Source organism: Anaeroplasma sp. (genome assembly GCF_034179385.1).
Taxonomy (GTDB): Bacteria; Bacillota_I; Bacilli_A; order Acholeplasmatales; family Anaeroplasmataceae; genus Anaeroplasma.
The window spans coordinates 1-18,279 of record NZ_JAXFPY010000077.1 but is presented as its reverse complement, the minus strand read 5'-3'; the positions used below and the strand labels follow the sequence as shown (position 1 = coordinate 18,279).

At 31.8% G+C, this 18,279-nt stretch carries 12 protein-coding genes; 1 reads left to right on the top strand and 11 read right to left on the bottom strand.

The window, feature by feature from the left end; all coding sequences use genetic code 11:
• Nucleotides 1–172: 172 nt before the first annotated feature.
• The 6 genes from SPJ17_RS05020 to SPJ17_RS04995 form a co-directional block, all read right to left on the bottom strand.
• The gene (locus tag SPJ17_RS05020) at nt 173–1,180 is read right to left on the bottom strand and encodes a sigma-70 family RNA polymerase sigma factor (protein WP_321093238.1); all 1,008 of its coding nucleotides are present in this window, start codon (nt 1,178–1,180) and stop codon (nt 173–175) included.
• Between the two features lie 22 nt (nt 1,181–1,202).
• Nucleotides 1,203–2,996, bottom strand: a complete 1,794-nt coding sequence (locus SPJ17_RS05015; protein WP_321093237.1) for an AAA family ATPase — start codon at nt 2,994–2,996, stop codon at nt 1,203–1,205.
• A gap of 79 nt (nt 2,997–3,075) precedes the next feature.
• Nucleotides 3,076–5,793, bottom strand: a complete 2,718-nt coding sequence (locus SPJ17_RS05010) for a hypothetical protein (RefSeq protein WP_321093236.1) — start codon at nt 5,791–5,793, stop codon at nt 3,076–3,078.
• Nucleotides 5,794–5,802: 9 nt separating this feature from the next.
• The gene (locus tag SPJ17_RS05005) at nt 5,803–6,963 is read right to left on the bottom strand and encodes a VWA-like domain-containing protein (protein WP_321093235.1); all 1,161 of its coding nucleotides are present in this window, start codon (nt 6,961–6,963) and stop codon (nt 5,803–5,805) included.
• The gene (locus tag SPJ17_RS05000) at nt 6,953–8,065 is read right to left on the bottom strand and encodes an AAA family ATPase (protein ID WP_321093234.1); all 1,113 of its coding nucleotides are present in this window, start codon (nt 8,063–8,065) and stop codon (nt 6,953–6,955) included. The genes SPJ17_RS05005 and SPJ17_RS05000 overlap by 11 nt, the downstream gene beginning before the upstream one ends.
• Nucleotides 8,058–11,315: a helicase-related protein gene (locus tag SPJ17_RS04995; RefSeq protein WP_321093233.1), complete on the bottom strand. Its 3,258-nt coding sequence runs from the start codon at nt 11,313–11,315 to the stop codon at nt 8,058–8,060. The genes SPJ17_RS05000 and SPJ17_RS04995 overlap by 8 nt, the downstream gene beginning before the upstream one ends.
• 254 nt (nt 11,316–11,569) lie before the next feature.
• Here SPJ17_RS04995 and SPJ17_RS04990 point away from each other — a divergent pair, with 254 nt between their 5' ends.
• Nucleotides 11,570–12,937, top strand: a complete 1,368-nt coding sequence (locus SPJ17_RS04990) for an MATE family efflux transporter (RefSeq protein ID WP_321093232.1) — start codon at nt 11,570–11,572, stop codon at nt 12,935–12,937.
• A 241-nt stretch (nt 12,938–13,178) separates the two neighbouring features.
• Here SPJ17_RS04990 and SPJ17_RS04985 read toward each other — a convergent pair whose 3' ends face one another.
• From SPJ17_RS04985 to SPJ17_RS04965, 5 genes are all read right to left on the bottom strand, one after another.
• Entirely contained in the window at nt 13,179–13,307 is a 129-nt protein-coding gene (locus tag SPJ17_RS04985) for a hypothetical protein (protein WP_321093230.1), read from the bottom strand.
• A 276-nt stretch (nt 13,308–13,583) separates the two neighbouring features.
• Nucleotides 13,584–13,799 (bottom strand): hypothetical protein, encoded by a 216-nt coding sequence (locus SPJ17_RS04980; protein ID WP_321093229.1) that lies wholly within the window; start codon nt 13,797–13,799, stop codon nt 13,584–13,586.
• Nucleotides 13,800–13,918: 119 nt separating this feature from the next.
• Nucleotides 13,919–14,977: an RNA-binding domain-containing protein gene (locus SPJ17_RS04975; RefSeq protein WP_321093228.1), complete on the bottom strand. Its 1,059-nt coding sequence runs from the start codon at nt 14,975–14,977 to the stop codon at nt 13,919–13,921.
• 852 nt (nt 14,978–15,829) lie between these two features.
• Nucleotides 15,830–17,353 carry an AAA family ATPase gene (locus SPJ17_RS04970; RefSeq protein WP_321093226.1) on the bottom strand — a complete coding sequence of 508 codons (1,524 nt, stop codon included), beginning with the start codon at nt 17,351–17,353 and terminating at the stop codon, nt 15,830–15,832.
• 203 nt (nt 17,354–17,556) lie between these two features.
• Nucleotides 17,557–18,279: hypothetical protein (locus SPJ17_RS04965; protein WP_321093225.1), on the bottom strand; the 723-nt coding region annotated here is incomplete at its 5' end.

Genomic DNA, 18,279 nt, shown 5'->3' with positions numbered 1-18,279 from the left:
AAACGATACATTCCAATAATCATAAACATTAGGAATGTAGGATTAAATTCATTATAGAATTTATTTTCTATTCATGAGGTATCATTCCCTTACATATTATAGAACAAAATGGACCTTAGAAAAAGAAAAAAAGAAAAAAAGGAATTCCTCACACGAATTCCCATTTTTGAATTTACCTATTGTATGCAAGAAGCATTTTTACAAGATCTTTATTCCTTTTTAGCTTTACAAGTGCCTTAGCTTCAATTTGCCTTACTCTTTCTCTAGTCACCTTAACACTGCCTAAGGAGGCAATCTCTTCTAATGTTTTTTGAGTATTTCCATTAAGACCAAATCTATGAATAATCACAAGCTTTTCTCTTTCTGTTAATATTTGATCTAATATATCATTCATATCCTTTTTTAGTGCATTTTCTATAGAATATTCCAGTGGAGATTTTATATTGTTATCCGGTATAAAATCTCCTAAGGTTGAATCCTCCTCATCACCAACGATAGTATCCATAGATACTGTATCATTTTTGTAAGAATCCAATTTTAATATTTTTTCTTTACTAAAGCCTGTTTGATTTGAAAGTTCCTCTATAGTTGCTTCCATACCGTTATCCTTAAAATATTGGTTTCTAGCTTTTCTAAGCCTTCTTATATCTTCACCTATATGAACAGGAAGCCTGATTGTTCTTGCTTGATCTGCTATCGCTCTTGAAATAGATTGTCTTATCCACCAGGTTGCGTAAGTAGAAAAGCGATACCCCTTGGTGTAATCATATTTCATGGCTGCATGCATTAGGCCCATGGAGCCCTCTTGGACTAAATCCATAAAATCTATATTATCTAAATAATAATGCTTTGCAATAGATACAACTAATCTTAAATTACTAGATACGATCTTATCGATAGCCATATCCCTTTTACTTATTTTTTCTTCTAATTCCTTATAATATTCTAAGGAAATATTATCCTTGCTTGTTTTATCGATTTCCTCCTTTTCTTCCTTAGCACTATTCCCTATAGCTATAGCCTTAGAAAGCTCGATTTCTGCATCAGAATCTAATAAAGGAATTCTACCTATTTCTATTAAATACATTTTTATAGAATCAGAGGCCCCTACCTTAGCCTCCTCTAAATCTATTAGCTTTTCCTCTTCGACTAAGGCAGGGTTAAATTCTTCTTGATTCATATCCCTATTCCATTCGATAATATCACGCTCCCATTACATCCATCATATCCTTCTTCGTAAGTACGCCCTTTTTTGCAAGCATATCTGCAAGGATTAGGATTTCCTTCTTTCTTTTCTTAATAATCTTAGTAACTCTTCTTACTGCCTTATCCAAAATCCTTTCACTTAATTTCTCATTATGATACTTCTTAAATGGAGATGTTGGAATAGAATTCGCATAATGACATAAAAGTGGATTTAATCCCTTATACCCTAAGGTATTCACTAAGGCTGCAGAGGTATGACGGGCCTTTTCTAAATCACTTTGTGCACCTCTATCGAGTCTCTTAAATAAGATTTTTTCGGCCAAATAGCCACCAATAGATACATCTAAATCGGCTAAAGCTCGATTTAAATCTCCTATGTCTTCCTTTGTAGGTAGAACCTTCACTCTACCACCTATAATTGAATTCGTTTCGATAGAGGCCTTATAGAAGCTAAAGTATTTGCTTCTTTCCATTACCACTACTGCGTGCCCTACCTCGTGTACGGCAGTTAAATAGCGGTCAGATTCACTTGGCTCTTCGCTATCCCCATAATATTCCATTTCTCTTTTGTTAATTCTATCGATGATATCTTCAATTTCCTCAACTGTAGGATTTTCTCCATATCTTAAGCGAACCTCATTTGCGATAGCCTTAATATTGACTGCATTTTCACCCTTAGTAATAAATGCTAAATAATCATAATCCTGATTTACATTAATACCCGATTTAGCAAAATAATACTTAAGTAGGCTCTTGCGCTCCTTCTCATTTGGGTTTCCAATTCCAATTAAATAATCTAATCTTCCTCTTCTTAATAGAGGTGGATATAAATCCTCCATATTATTACAAGTTGCAATGACAAAGATATTCTTATTATCTCCACCAAGTCCATCGAGCTCCGTTAATAGATTTCTTGTTTCACCTCTAGAGATTAAATCAATCTCATCAATTAAGATAATAGCCATACCCTTTTGACGCCTTGCAAAATTAAACTTCTCTGTGATTTCATCCTGTTCACTAGAGTGTGTACCATCAATCTTGATGATGGTTGCATCAGGGAAAAAGGAGGTGAATGCCTTTGCGAATAAGGATTTACCTGTACCCATTGGGCCGTGAAGCAAGAAGGAATGAGGCAGTGAGATGCCCTTAGCCTCTAGGGCTTCCTTATCATCCCACCAGGATTTCACTAATAATAATTCCTTTTTCACTAAATCGTAGCCTGCAATATCAGAAAATGTTACAGGCTCTTGGTATGGTATATGCTCAAGTCTTTTCGATTGGAAGGTATAGGATTCCTTAAATTTACCATTTTCTTCTTGAATAGTAAAATTATCAAATTCATCCTTTATATAATATTTACTATTTATACCATCTAATTTCATATCTCTTCCTGAGGATATTAATACCATAGTAGGGTTTAAGGAATTAATATATTCAAGTAGCTCATCCTTAATGTCTCTAAAATCATTCATATTATTAATAAAGATATGAATATCCTTCTTTTCACCAAAGGATGCAACGATATGATTTACTACTCCTTTAATTTCATCGAGCTTATTATAAAAAACATAGAATGTATTCCTCATATGCTCATTATCATCCTCGTCATCTTCTTCTAATTCCTCCTCATCATCAAGTCCTTTACTGATGTTAATAAAAATACCATTTTTATTTTCTTTAAGAGGTTCAAATTTATTTTTTTCAATAGATTCAAAGATTTGATGAATTAAGAATACATCACCAACGATTAAGCTTTTTTTATTATTGAATTCTTTTATTAATTCTTCCATATATTCTCCTTTGTAGTAGTTTTACATTATCTATATATATTCAGTTACCCCTTTTGCAACCAAAAGAAAAAGGATTTGTTTAGTACAAATCCTCATATTCATCTAGATAATCTTCATATGGATTATCATCCAGATAGAATTCATCATCATCAATAGAATCTATAGCATCGCTTGCTTCTAAATCTTGATCGAATAGGGCCATTTTATGGCCAAATAATGTTATATATTCCTTATCCTTATCCGTTTTCATCCTTAGGCCTGGTTTTTTATAATCCCTACCTAATAGATCTTTAAATTTAGAGCCTTCCCTACACATAAAATAATATAAAAGAATCCAAGCATAGGATATATTATTCTTAGAATAATCATCTAGCTTTCTTATAGCCATTCTCGCTCTATTCTTATTATTGATACACTTTATGACTTCTTTCTCATGTTCGTCTAAAATTCTTTGGAAGCCAGCATTCATATTCATGAATACATCCTCCCTCATTTTTAAGCCCTTCTTCTCTTCTTTGAATTTTGAATCAATTTCTTCCACCAATTCATCTAATTTATCTATAGCCTTTTTATCATGTCCATTATATTTTTTTGGATATGGAAAGGAAATGAGACTCTCGAAGGTTACTTCCTTTTCCTCACTATTCGTTAGAGGATGATCCAAAAGATATTTCACCATATAGTCTAGGCCAACCTCCATACCATTTTTCATCTTAAGAGAATTCTTCTTTTCGCTTTTTTCAAAGCATAATGGCATTTTTGGCCAATTGGATTTCTTTATTTCTCCATTCTTATCCTTATATTCGTAGCAATATTTCTCATTTAATTTAGAAATAATCAAAGAGGTCTCTAATGGATATGGCCTTTTGGCTGAATCAATTTCCATATTGGATAATACGGCTAAAATGCAAATATCCTTATAGATATCCTCTAATTTAGGATCATTTTTATTCTTATGAAATGTATCCCAATATAGACAATTCAAGCAGGTTGCATAATTTACTACTGTTCCTACCTTATTATTACTAATCTTGCTGTCGGGTTTTGATAGATCAACCCTAAAGTTTTGGATATCCGATTCCTTTATAGGCTCAACTAAATTTACTGGTACCTTAAAGCGATTTTCATTTTCCTTTGCTCTTTTATAAAGAATAGGATTATTGGTCATCATGACGGAATCAGAATCAAAATCCATTCCATTTAATCTTTGTAATATATTATGGTTAATAGAATTTACAACTACAATTTCCTTAGATAAATTGAAATAGTCATCTATGATGTCAAGCTTCTTATTCTTTGTAACCCATAAATTACCCATAGTAATATGAGGATATCTTATTATAGTTAATGCCTCCTCATCACTAAAGCCTTTAGAATAGATTTCTTTATCTAATAATAGGGATTCAGGATTATTATAATTAAATGGAGTTATCTTATCTTTTATTAATTTATCTGTATCTGCAAGAGCAATTAAAAATTCATAAGGGTTAGATAATACGGTTGCATATCTACCTTCAATTAGAATTCTTCCCTTTTTGTATTCCTTTAATAAATTATCCGTTTGATATCTTCTAAAATCCTTAATTAATGGAGTATAGTAAAGGTCTTCCTTACGGTTTAATAAATCCTTTACAATTTGATATTTATAATTTTGAATTTTTGCATCATCTATAGGATTCTTCTTATGATTTTGGTTTAAATCATATGAGAATACATGAACATCATTTTTAAAGTATTCTCTATACTTTATTGTAGGCTCAAATAAGGATGCAATATCTTCCTTCGTAAGTGCTAGAGTATTTAATAGAGTATAGGAGCTTTTTACCATATCTCCATCAAAATATTTTGATTTCTTATCAAATTTACAAATACCGAATTCCTCTTCGAAGGTTGGATCAGAAATCCATTTGTTAAATTGTGCTTCTAGATTATCCTCTTCTGCAAATTTTAAATATTTTAGTGAGGAATAGGTACAAACAAGCTTAATGTCTTCTATTCTTTGGGCTAGAGTAAAGAAGCCCTTTTTCTTTTTTAATCCACCTAAAGTTGCATATTTTTTTAGCCACTTTTGAAGCTTTGTGTTAAAGGCACAGCATTTAAAGAATTTATTTCTAAGAAGCATCATAGAATGAGGCTCATCGAACTCTTTGAAGCAGGACTCATCTAATAATCCTTCTCCATCCCAAATGATATTTTCAATTTCAACTACTTTTTCTTCTACAGTTAAATCACCTTCACCAAAAACGGCATAGCAATCCTCCTTAAAGTTGGATTTTGCATCAGGAATAATTAAAATAGCTTTCTTTGGAATTTTTACGGATGCACAAATATTCGATAGGGTTAATGCTTGATAGGATTCAAAGGAAACGGGGTTTTCCATAACCTTTTTATTATCATAGCTTAATCCAGCTAATGCCCAAGCCTCCATTTTTTCCTTGTATTTTTCTTGAATGAAATAGCAGTTACCTTCTCTTGCAGAGGAGGCGGTTCTTTTATATCTGACATAATGGATTTTACGAATATAAAAGCCCATTTCGTAAAGGATATCTCTATAATTTTTCTTAGAACTATTAGAAAATGATACCTGGACAAGCTCCGTTATGGAGTCTAGATTTGTATTTTCTTTATCCTTATCTTGATTAATTTCATATAATAGCCTTCTAGATTCCATAGAATCAGAAAATATGGATCTATGAGAAATAGATTCTTTGCTTGGATCCTTTAGACCTGAAATATTTCGATTTTGCTTCATAATTTCACTTGCTGATAGATGCCATATATATCTTCCACTTATCATATAAAACTCCTACTTTTTCATGATTGCTACTTTCCCATAAGGTGGTTTTACCTCATCATTTGTTAAAAGCCAAAGAAGAGGTATATTCCCCTTTTCCTCTTCCTTAGGGAATGAGGCATAGCCATCCGTTAATATAATTAAATATTTTGGTTTATTTTCCATTTGCATTACATATCGAAATACATTATGGAAGGAAGTGCCTCCACCACCCTTTGGTATTATTTTAGTTAAATCTATGGAGCTATCAAATGAAATGGGCTCATAAACCTTTGCGTCAAAAAATCCTATAAGGCCCTTAAGCCTGCCGTCAAATGCTTGAATCGCACCATTGATTTCGCTATAAACTAAGGTAATATCCTCTATCGACATAGAGCCTGAGGTATCTACCATGAATAATACATCCTCTAAATTTTCATCCATTTCACTAAAGCTTGGCATAAAGAATTCTGCGTCATATCTTCTATCTGGTGGTAGAAGAGTATAATCATTGATTTCAAATTCAATAAATTCATTTAAAAGCTCTCTCCAGTTTACTCTAGATTCCTTTAGTTCCTTGACTAATCTTTCTACACCAACTGGAATAGAGCCAACCCCGGGCTTACCATTTTGGTGTGCTCTATCCTCCATATCCTTAATGGCAATGATTTTCGCATTGACATCATCTTCTCTTTCCTTATCCATTTCCCATTTTGAATGATCATCAAACCCTAAGGAGGGAATTATGTTTCCGTTTTTCAAAAGCTTTTCATAAACCTCTTCTGCAGTAAATAGATATCCTTCTTTACCTTCAATTTGATGCATAGAGATATTCCCGTTTACCTTGATAGCATCTAAATTCATTCCCTTAGACTTTAGAATATTGGAATTTACTACAATATCACAAGCAATATTAAATAGCTCCTGATTATATTTTAAGCCTCTGTTGCAATGCTTTAGGGCTACATGCATAACCTCATGCATTAAAACGAAATCAAGCTCATTATCGGATAAAGATTCCATAAATTTTGGGCTAAAGCAAATTTTTTCTCCATCGGTATAGGCTGTATCACAGCCAGGATCTAAGCCAAAGGCCATGTTTTCTAGCATAATACCATAAAATCCATAATTGGTAAGGATTCTTATTCTAGCAAGTAATAATCTTCTTTGATATTCTTTCATACTAGATTGCATCTAGGAATCTTCCCTTCTCTCTTAGCCACTTCATAAATTCAGGGATTTTTAATAGCTTTTGCTTATAATCCTTTTCTAAATATAAATAATCCTTAAGTAATACAATTGAATAATCCGGTGGTAGCATATTTGCATATACTATACTATTTCTGATTAAATCTAAATCATCTCTATGATGATATGCATAGGCTACCATAGAAGATTCTAGTGCGTATAATACGTCTGGTTCCTTGGGTACCTTAGTTTCTTCACCTTTGAATATTTTTTCAATATTCGGCAATTTCGAATAGACCTTTGTATAGGTTCTAAGCTCAGTTGCAAGACCTTTACCTAAAATACCTGCAAGTAAATCGAATACATCCTTAAAATCATCGGATACCGTATTTAAGATATTCGATGCTAATTCCCAAGATCTTGGTGTTGCAAAAACAATACCATTATCCTGTGGATTAAAGGTATTTAAGCAATCGGGCTTAAAGCGTAAAAATCCCAAGATATATTCATGAATTCCTTTAGAGATTGCCCAGTTATGCCATGAATCTGGATCTACAGCTACCTCTAAATGTAATAAACGATTGGCAAGTGCCTTTGGCATTTGGTAGGCAACCGATTTATCGGTTACTCTATTTCCTGCCGCAAGAACAATACAGTTTTCTGGGAGTTTATGCTCACCAACCATACGGTCTAGGGTAATTTGGTATGCTGCAGCTTGTACGGATTGTGGGGCCGCACTAATCTCATCTAGGAATAAAATGTTGATTGTATCCTCACTTTCATCCATTTGGAATATTTTAGGCTTTAACCAAACCGCTAGGGTTTTATCCTCGTTTGCGGTTGGAATACCTCTTAAATCGATTGGGTTAAATAGAATTAATCTTACATCAATTACATTACATCTTTTCTTTAATCCTAATTCTAAATCACAAGCTAAATCATGAATGGCTTGGGATTTACCAATACCTGGCTGACCCCAAAGCATTACGGAAGGTAATGCCTTTAGGGGTACATTCTTTTCTATTGCTGATGCATACATTTTATATAATATTTTTCTTACATCCCCTGGGGTTAATACAGGAACATTTCCAATTGTTGTTTTATCCATTGATGTTTAACTCCTTTTCTATAGTTTTTATTTCTCTTGCTAAGGACTCTATTGCAGAGGAATAATCTGGTTTCTTTAATACCTCTTCCTCAATCGCAATCTTTCTATTCTTTAAATCTAATAAATTACTATCTGATGTATCTAATCTTTCCTTCATAGAATTTAAATAATTATCGATTCTTGGTAATATACCCATTTCTGAATTACCCATAGTTACCATATAGGTACCCTTACCCTTTAATCTTAGGAATAGATAATTGGCAAGCATATTGTCTGGATAATATACCTTAAAGCCTTGGTAATCCATGATATATTCCTCTTCTTCCATATTTAAATGCTCCATTAAACCAGTCCATAAAATTTTGCGAATTTCTGTTCTTTTTTCAGTAGTATACTCCTGTTTGTTTTCCTCATAGAGGATAACATCCTCTTGTAAATTAGAAACACAACTTTCTTGTTCTTCAATTTTTGTAGGTAATTGCATTAATTCTCTTTCAAGTAGAGTAAATCTTGCCTCTGTTCTCTTTTGTAATAGCTTAAGCTTATTTAATTGATTTGTTTTATCCGCATAATCTTTAAGTCTAGGAGAGCCTATAGCTAATGCCTTAACCTCACCATAGCTTAATACAGTATCTGCAATATCATCCTTAGATCTATCTGTTAATGCATTCGATAATAAATCATTAATAAATCTTTGCTTAGTTTCAAGTAGCTGCCAAGAATATGCATCAAAGGAGCCTTCTAAGATATATCTATGAATAAAGACCTCTTTATTTTGATTCTTTTGTCTTATAATTCTTCCTTCTCTTTGCTGCATATCCGATGGTCTCCAAGGAATCGATAGATGATGAATCGAATATAGCCTATCCTGTACATTTACACCAGTACCAAGCTTTTCCGTTGAACCGATTAATACTCTTATCTCTCCATCTCTTACCCTTTTAAATAGCTTCGTTCTTTTTGCCTCTGTTGTAGCATTATGTATATATTCAATTTCGCTATCCTTAATACCAAATTGAACAAGCAATCTTTTTACCTCATCATATACATTAAAGCCATCCTTAGGAGTACCAATGTCTGAGAAAACTAATTGAGTACCTTTAAAGGAATTTGTAGTTAAATAATCCTTTAATATGTTTTGACAGCATGCATATATTTTACCTTTAGTTTCATTCTTATAGGCAACCTCATCAATTAAACGCATATCTAAGGCTGCCTTTCTACCGTCGGTTGTAACCTTAAGTAGATTATCATCCTTCCTAGATATTCTATGGTTTCTTATATCCTCAACTCTTATAGAAATATTAGCTAAATAATCCTTAAAGCCTTGCGTTTTCTTAATTAATGTATCTGTATATGCATCAAATTTAGGTAGCTCATCGCTATTCTTAGTGTAATAGAAATCACAAACCTCAGATAATATCTGTGTCAATTCAGGTAAATTATGAAATCTTGAGAATCGAGTATTTACTCTATAGCCTTGGGTATCTAAATCGATCTCAAGCTCCTCGTGAGCCTCTGCAAATTGGCTACTCCAGTTATCAAAGGTATCAATATCTAATAGCTTTAATTCAGAATTTTGCAAATAGCGCTGTATCGCATAGCAATCCGTAACGGAATTCGTTATTGGAGTACCGGATGCTAAAATTACGCCACCATCATTTTTGTTTAAATAATCGATAACCTCAAGCATATGCATACATTTCTTAGACCCTTGGGTATTTAAGCCTGCAATTTCACCCATATGAGATACTAATGGGATATTCTTATAATTATGTGCCTCATCGACAAATAATCTTGTAATACCTAATTTATCGAAGGAAATATCCTCATCACTATTCTCTCCTTCCTTAATTAAATCGCTAAGCTTTTCCTCTAAAGATTTTAAATAACGGTCTAAGGTTTTTGTTTGATATTTAGGATCCTTTGCTTCTAGATTTAAAACCTCTTGAATTTGCTTTTCCAAATTCAATTTCTTTTCCTTAAAGGATAGGGGTATAGAATCAAAGGAAGAATGAGGAATAATAATAGATTTATATTCGGAATCTCTTATAAGCTCTAATGTTTTTCTTCTATTCTGTGTTGAAAAATCTGTTGACTTTAGGCTTAAGAATTTCGCAGTAGGATATAAATAGGAATAGGCCTCTGCCCATTCACCTGTAATGGTATTCGGAACAACAAATAAATTCTTTTTCGATTTAGAGGTTCTAAGTAATTCCTCACCACCCGCAATCATTTCGTAGGTTTTACCCGCACCTACATTATGTGCAAGATAGGTATTTTTGGTTAAAAGAATTCTTGCGACGGCATTCTTTTGGTAATCAAATAGAGTAACCTTAGGGTTAATACCCTTAAAATCAATAAAATTGCCATTAAAGATTCTAGATACATTGTAGCCAAATAATGTATTATAGGCCTCTACTAGCTTATCCTTATATTCATACCTTTCATCAATCCACTGATGGAATTTTTCTTCCATTGCACGAGCCTTTTCCTGTAAAAGAAGAGTTTCTTCCTTATTTAGGATGTTTACAGTTTTTAATTTACCATTATTATCATAATTTCTTTTAATATCATATACCGTTAGCTTTTTACTATTTAATAGTCGCTCTAAAATTTGAGTAACAGTAACTCTAGAGGTTCCATAGCTTAAATTATAGCGATAGCTCGCTAAATAATCAGGAATCTCCCAAATACCTGTAATGGTATCATGTAAAATCATTTCCTTTGCGGAATCTGTTTTACCTAAAATAGAACAAATAAAGCTTCTAATGATATCATGAGGAATCCAAGGGGAGGATAGTTTATAATAGATTTGATCGATATCTACACCCTTAGGTAATATTTTTAAAATAGCATCAATATTATCCTGAAATGCACCATTATAAATTTTATTGGCTTCTTGAGCACTTCTTAATTTTGTTAAAAGATTACCCGATAGGTATTCCTCACTCGTTAAGAAGCCCTTATAATATACACCCTTAAATAAGGTAGGGTCTTGAAATATAGCCCCTCTTAATCTTTTAATGCAATCCTCTAAGGAAATTCCTGTAATTTTAGATATGTATTCAATATCTACCTTACCTAAATTCTTTAAGGAATATAAAAGACCATCGCCTGCAGATTCTGCATGAACCTCTTCTATTTTATCCTCATTATCTACCTCGAGAAGATCCCAATCCAGTGGTAGGTCAACGGATGTATCGAATTCAACAGTACTATCTTCAATGAATTTTTTTGTATATTGCATAGAATAACCTCCTTATTCGAAATCACTATCTATATATCGAAATATATCCCTTTCGCAAGAGAATAATATAGCTTATTTTGACATTATTCATGTCTAAAAGAAAAAAAGTTTTATTTTTTATTATATTCATTATAATAGAATTCATTAATGAATTCTAGAGAAGTGAAATTATTTTAATAATATATTCTATAACAGGAAAACGTTTTGTTACAGGCTTACAGCCTAAAATGTGCTATACTCGTTATGGTGATACTATGACAAAGGATTTAACATGCGGTAAGCCAAGCAAAGTGATTTTCACGTTTTGTCTTCCACTTTTCGCATCCGTAATTTTTCAACAATTATATAATATTGCAGATTCCTTGGTTGCCGGAAATTTTATCGAAAATGGAGAATCTGCCATAGCCGCGATTGGCAATTCCTATGAGATTACTTTAGTTTATTTAGCGTTTGCCTTTGGCTGTAATATGGGGTGCTCCGTCATTGTTTCTAGATTCTTTGGGCAAAAGGCAATCAACAAAGCTAAAGCCTCTATTTACACTGCCTTAATTACAACGACCATTACCTGCCTAATCCTAATGGTTTTAGGATTAACCCTAGGAGAGACGATATTAAGATTAATTAAAACTCCAGAAAACCTACTAGCTGATTCTAAGCTATATTTAGATATTTATACCTACGGCTTATTATTTGTATTTATATATAATTTATGTACAGGAATATTTAGTGCCTTTGGCGATTCCAAAACGCCATTCATATTCTTAGCTATTTCTTCTATAGCGAATGTATTTATGGATATAGTATTTGTTGTGGTATTTCAAATGGGTATTGCAGGTGTTGCCTGGGCAACCTTCATTTGCCAGGGAATATCTAGCATTCTATCCTTTGTTATTGTTTTATATAGAATAAAAAAATTAAAGCCATTTGAAAATGAAATAGATACGGTAAAGCCATTCGATTTTAGGCTACTTAAAACCATGCTTATAATAGCTATTCCATCGATTTTGCAGCAATCCTTTGTCTCTATAGGGAATATTCTAATTCAATCCGTAATTAATTCCTTTGGGGAATCAACTATGGCTGGGTATAGTGCCGTAATTAAGCTACAAAATTTGGTCGTTACTGGGCTTACTACCCTAAGTAATGGCATTTCAAATTACACTGCACAAAACCTAGGTGGAGGCAAAATAGAGCGTATCAGGCCTGGGTTTATATCTGGGCTAAAGCTTACTCTAATTTTAATTATTCCATTTTCCATTATCTATTTTTTCTTTGGAAAATATATTGTACAAATCTTTTTAAAGGAGGGGACATCCAGTGAGGCCATAGAGGTTGCGAATAATTTCTTAAGAATTATCGCACCATTTTATATTTTAGTTGCAACAAAACTAATTGCGGATGGTGTAATTCGAGGATATGCCAAAATGGGACTATTCATGACAGATACCTTCTTAGATTTGTTTTTAAGAGTAGGCCTTGCCTTCCTCTTCCCTTATGTATTCCATTTAGGTTCAAATGGAATATGGCTTTCTTGGCCTATTGGTTGGGGCTTATCGATGGGGCTTGCTGTAATCTTCTATATTTTCGTTACAAAGGATAAAAATAAAAATCTATATGAATAGAGGCTTTTTTGAAACTAGCCTCTATATTTCACTTTTGCAATATTATGAAGACTATATGCTTACGAATAATTTCATGGAAAAAAGTAATATTTATAAAATGGGCCACTTTTTAGACCACTTTTTCCAAGTTGGTTTACATATCTTAACTTATTAGTCAGCAATTTCATTTTCATCGTTTGAATGTCTTGAACAAGAGGCTAAAGCATATATTTTACATCTTTCTAGAACTGTTTTTTTAATATTATAAGATAAGATCAAAGAACTGAAGCCATATAATATGGCAAATAGATAAGTATCCATAAAATGGAGCACAAGCATCAGGCGTATTATTTTCAATAATCCAAACAGCCAAAGCAAATGGATTACGCATAGAATATACCTAAAATATATTTTAAATAGCATCGATAAAATTAAAATTGATGATATTTTACCATGGAGTGAAAAGCTTCCTAAAGAACTAAAATTGAATTTGAAATAATAAAGCAGAGACAAACTCGTATTAAATGTGGGTTTGTCTCTGTTTTTGTATTATTGGAAGTTACTAATTCTCGCATTAAATGGGAGATTCTTTCACTTTGTAATCACCTGGGAATCTTTTATGGACACTTTCTATCTTAAATGTTATATCTTTTATATTACTCATATCTTACTTTATTACCTTCCAATAACCGGTTTTGTTAGAACCAACTCTCTCAATAATACTATTTTTTCTTAGGAAAGCTATAATATTATCTATTGAAGTTTTTCCTAAATCACATTTTACCATCAATTCTGGTTTAGTGATATTTGGGTTATTTCTTATCTCAGCTAACACTTTTATTTGAGAGATGTTAAGATTCATATCACCCACTTTATCACCCATTTTATCACCCACTTTATCACCCACTTTATTGATTCTATTAAATGGGATTGTGACTAATATAGTATCATCGGATATATCAATAGCGTCTTTTCCATACACTTCAATTATTTTAGGTATCCCTAACCTGTTTTTTCACTTATGTGTAATTGCAAAAATATTTCTGATAATTTTTCATTTACAGGAATTGAATGTCCTTTATAAAAACCATTAATTGTCTGAAGTGGGGCTAATTCCCCTCTAAATAATATTTCTATTCTATCATTATAAATAGTAATCATAGGTTCATTTAAATCAACCCATCTATTATGTAGGAATGCATTTATTACTGCTTCTCTATAGACATCATAATCAAATAGCATGACTTCTTCACGTTCCATTATTCTATTATCTTCTTTGGTCTGTGGAACATTCAATATTTCTCCATAATTTAATACTTCATATAAAGAATACAATAAGCATTTATAACCAAATTCTTTTACAGAATACATTTTACTTGCTTTTGTTTTACCATCAAATATAGGAACTCTAATTGGCACATATGAATTATCAGATAGCAATTGAGCCATGATATTATATTTACCATCCTTAGTTAATAGATGAAGATTAGCTTTAAAATTATTCCTATTTAAAGTTATTCCTTTAGATGAGTAATAGTTAAATAACTGATTAAATGTTAGATCTTGATATTCAGATTCCTTATTGGTAATTGTTGGAAGGCCAAATGTTAGAACAAAAAATAGGAAAGCTTCTCTTTGCGGATATTTTTTTAGATCTTCTTTGCTAGAACCTATTCTTATATATCTAATACCATCAAAATCAGTTGGGACTATCTTAGCTGCTGGTATAGTAAGAACTACAATTCTTTTTCCACCTACTATAGCTTCATCAAAATAAAAAGGAATACTGGGTGATATTTTCCTAGCTAAATAATGTTGAATAGGTTCTCCATTATTATCAGCATTATAATTAATAACAGTACCTGTAATATTATGCGATCTGTTGTCAATTCCCCAAATCATATAGGCATTAGGCTTACCTAATATAGCAGCACTATTTGAAAGGGCAGAAATATATTGACCCACATCATCAATAACAAACATATTTTCTTCATATTCTACCCATTCAAGTTCATCATCGTAACTTAAGCATTCATTTAAAATCTTATTTATATCATTCATTTTTATCACCCACCATATTACGAATATATTACACAATACCATGGGTGATAAAGCAATGATTATAAACACAGCATTTAATATATTTGCGATCACTAAAAAGTACAATAGTATACCACTTACATAATTTATATATGGTGTCATACAATGTCGAGTGGACTAAAACTGAATCCATTTTTTATCCACCACCAAATGATTTTTAGTGTATAAAGGTGTATCCACCAAAATGATATCGAAGAATTGTAAAAACCGGACGAAATTGACGTTTTGTACAAAATATCGCGACAAACCGGATAATATGTAACGCCATAGACAAACAAAACGATATTTTTCAGGATTCATTTGAATCCTAAGCTAGTGTCTTGCGTTCGAATCGATAGGGAACGCCATAAAGATATTAAAATGGGCTGTTAAGAAACCAAAAAGTTTCTAGGAGCTTTTCTTTTGCATAAAATCATTGTTACAATAGAAAAATGTGTTTAATCTTGGCTTTTACTAACTATTTTAAAGTCTTCCTCTCAATAAAACCAAGCGGAGTTTCTTAACAATGTGATTGTTAAGCTTTTTTACTAATAAAAATATACAAATTTAGAGCCATTTTTCACTAAGTTTCTTAACAACATAGTTGTTATTTCACAAAATATATAGAAAAAGGGTTATTAAGAAATTGTTAGTTTCTTAACAGCCCCTTTTTAGTATTTATGGCCTTTTGATTTCATATAATTTAAAACTTCAAAATATTCTTTTAAAGTTTTAAATCAAAGTAATTTCATTTTCTTCATTTGAATGCCTTGAACAAGAGGCTACAGCATATATTTTACATCCTTCTATAGCCGTTTTTTTAATATTATAAGATCAAAGAACTGAAGCCATATAGTATGGCAAATAGATAATTTCTTCTTCTCTTTTTATATCTCCATCATATAAAACATATTGTAACCCAACTTTGCTACTAAAACATTTTTTAAATTGCTTTAGCGAAGACAAAGAATACGCCTTAGATGATTTTACTTCAATAGGTATTAATTTATTATCGCGCCTAATTAAAAAATCTATTTCCATAATAGTTTGTTTCTTTTCTTTATCTGTTTTTTTATAATAATATATGTTGTCCCCATTTTTTCTTAATTCTTGGGCAGTAATATTTTCTATTATCATTCCCTCGTTAACATGTAATCTATCTAATAATATTGCCTTGTACAATTCATTGTTTAAATAATCTTGATTCTTATATGCTAATGATATTAATAGGCCAGTATCACCCATATAACATTTAAATGCTGGATCAATAGTTGAAAGATTGAATGCAGCACTTGGATCACTAACATTTTCAGCAACATTAACTGTCATTGACTCAATTAACCAGTTGATAGGACCTTTATATTCTCTTAGTCTGGCATTCGTATCAACATGCGACAAATTATATCTCTTATCATGCTTTGATAATTCAGATGGAATATGCCAAAAAACATTTTTGACATATTCTGGGTTTTCTTCTTCTTGTTCATCTATATCTGATTCATATAGATTTAATATTCCTTGTTTAACGAAATCAACCTCACCATAATCAGAAGTTTTTATATACTTATAGACAGCCTGAGGCATACCACCCACTAGCATATATTCTCTATATGCTCTCATTAATGATCTATGAGCAGTTCCTATAGGTTTTAATTTATTATAATGGTCTTTTATTAATTCATAAGAAAACGAATCACCTTTTGCCCATAAAAATTCTTCAAAATCCATAGGATATATGTTTAATGCATATTCCTCTGAGGGAATTAGTATTTTCTTAGATTTTTTCTTTATTGTTGCAAGAGACCCGGTTTCAATGTAATCATATCTCTTATCTTCTAAAAGAGTTTTTAAGGCTTGTCTAGCTAAAGGAAATAATTGGATTTCATCTAAAATTATTAACGATTCTCTCTCGTATAATTTTTTCTTATAAAAAACTTGTAAGGTATTAAATAGATTATCTAAATCTTCCAACGAATTGACAAAAAGATTTTTTATTTCATCTGGAGCCTTATCAAATCTTATTAATATATATGATTTGTATTTTTCTTTTCCTATCTTTTCTGCGAGTGTTGATTTACCAACACGTCTTGCTCCCTTCAAAAATAAAGCATAATCAGGTGCTCTTTTTTCTTTCCATTCTAGTATTTTATCATATGCTTTTCTTTTAAATTCAATATCTAATTGCTCATCCATAACAACTCCTCCACATTTGCGAACTTTTTTCAAACTTATTTTATCACATTTGCGAACTTTTTTCAAACTCATTTTATCACATTTGCGAAAACAATTTAATTGATATATTTTTTCCATAAAGTTGGAGTTCCACTTACTACACCCATTTTCAAACAAATTTTCCACTAATTTTCCACCAAAATGAAATAAAAGATATGGACGTTATACAAAAAGCTATATAATTTGTGGAAGACATTTGGCACTATAAAAGCTATTTTATCATTTTTTCTTGCATCCTAAGCGAGTGTCATTCGTTCGAAACGATAGGGAACGCCATAAAGATATTAAAAGGGGCTGTTAAGAAACTAAAAATCTAACAGCCCCTTCTTTTACTTCTTTATTTCTTCCTTACATAGCTTTTCTAACAATTTTGTTGCCACAAAATCATCCTGGAAAACTAATTTACCTTGATTATCAATCTTATATGCCTTTTGTACACAAGCACCCTTTTGAATTAATTTTAAGATTAGTTCTGGATTCCATTTTCTAGTACCATTCGAAATCTCAAGCAAGATCTTTCTTGCGTTCACAGGCGCATCCTCTAGTAGAGCATATTCTGCAAAGCCATCATCTGTTAAAACATCCGATACATAAAGCTTTCCTGCAGCCTTCTTTAAATTATCCCATGTGGTAATTAAATTCTCATTTGCTTCCTTAAATGGAGATTCCTTATATCCACCTAGTGGTGTATAGCTGGATTTGGATAATACCTCAATATATTTATAATTATTAATAGCTAATACCTGATACGTATTTAATATTTTTTTGCCCTTATCAAAGGCAGATATCATTGCCTTTGATGGCCTGATATCATTTTCAAGTAGATATTCTTCATATTCGATTAGGGCAATCTCTTGATTGTCCTTAGCCTTTTTCTTTTCGTATAGGAATTCTAATCTTCTATCTGCAATCATAGTAGGCTTACCTGTCATGACATAATCCATAGATACACCAAATCTTTTACAAATGGCATATACACCCTCGGCATTAGGCTTTAGTGTACCCTTTTTAATTTGCTTAAGCTCAGCCTCACTACAGTGAAATAATTCCAT

Excerpts from the sequence above, each read along its gene's own strand:
- SPJ17_RS05020 (WP_321093238.1), bottom strand. The coding sequence starts at position 1,180 with ATGAATCAAGAAGAATTTAACCCTGCCTTAGTCGAAGAGGAAAAGCTA.
- SPJ17_RS04985 (WP_321093230.1), bottom strand. The coding sequence starts at position 13,307 with ATGCGTAATCCATTTGCTTTGGCTGTTTGGATTATTGAAAATAATACG.
- SPJ17_RS05010 (WP_321093236.1), bottom strand. The coding sequence starts at position 5,793 with ATGATAAGTGGAAGATATATATGGCATCTATCAGCAAGTGAAATTATG.
- SPJ17_RS04990 (WP_321093232.1), top strand. The coding sequence starts at position 11,570 with ATGACAAAGGATTTAACATGCGGTAAGCCAAGCAAAGTGATTTTCACG.
- SPJ17_RS04980 (WP_321093229.1), bottom strand. The coding sequence starts at position 13,799 with ATGGGTGATAAAGTGGGTGATATGAATCTTAACATCTCTCAAATAAAA.
- SPJ17_RS05000 (WP_321093234.1), bottom strand. The coding sequence starts at position 8,065 with ATGGATAAAACAACAATTGGAAATGTTCCTGTATTAACCCCAGGGGAT.
- SPJ17_RS04975 (WP_321093228.1), bottom strand. The coding sequence starts at position 14,977 with ATGAATGATATAAATAAGATTTTAAATGAATGCTTAAGTTACGATGAT.
- SPJ17_RS05005 (WP_321093235.1), bottom strand. The coding sequence starts at position 6,963 with ATGCAATCTAGTATGAAAGAATATCAAAGAAGATTATTACTTGCTAGA.
- SPJ17_RS04995 (WP_321093233.1), bottom strand. The coding sequence starts at position 11,315 with ATGCAATATACAAAAAAATTCATTGAAGATAGTACTGTTGAATTCGAT.
- SPJ17_RS05015 (WP_321093237.1), bottom strand. The coding sequence starts at position 2,996 with ATGGAAGAATTAATAAAAGAATTCAATAATAAAAAAAGCTTAATCGTT.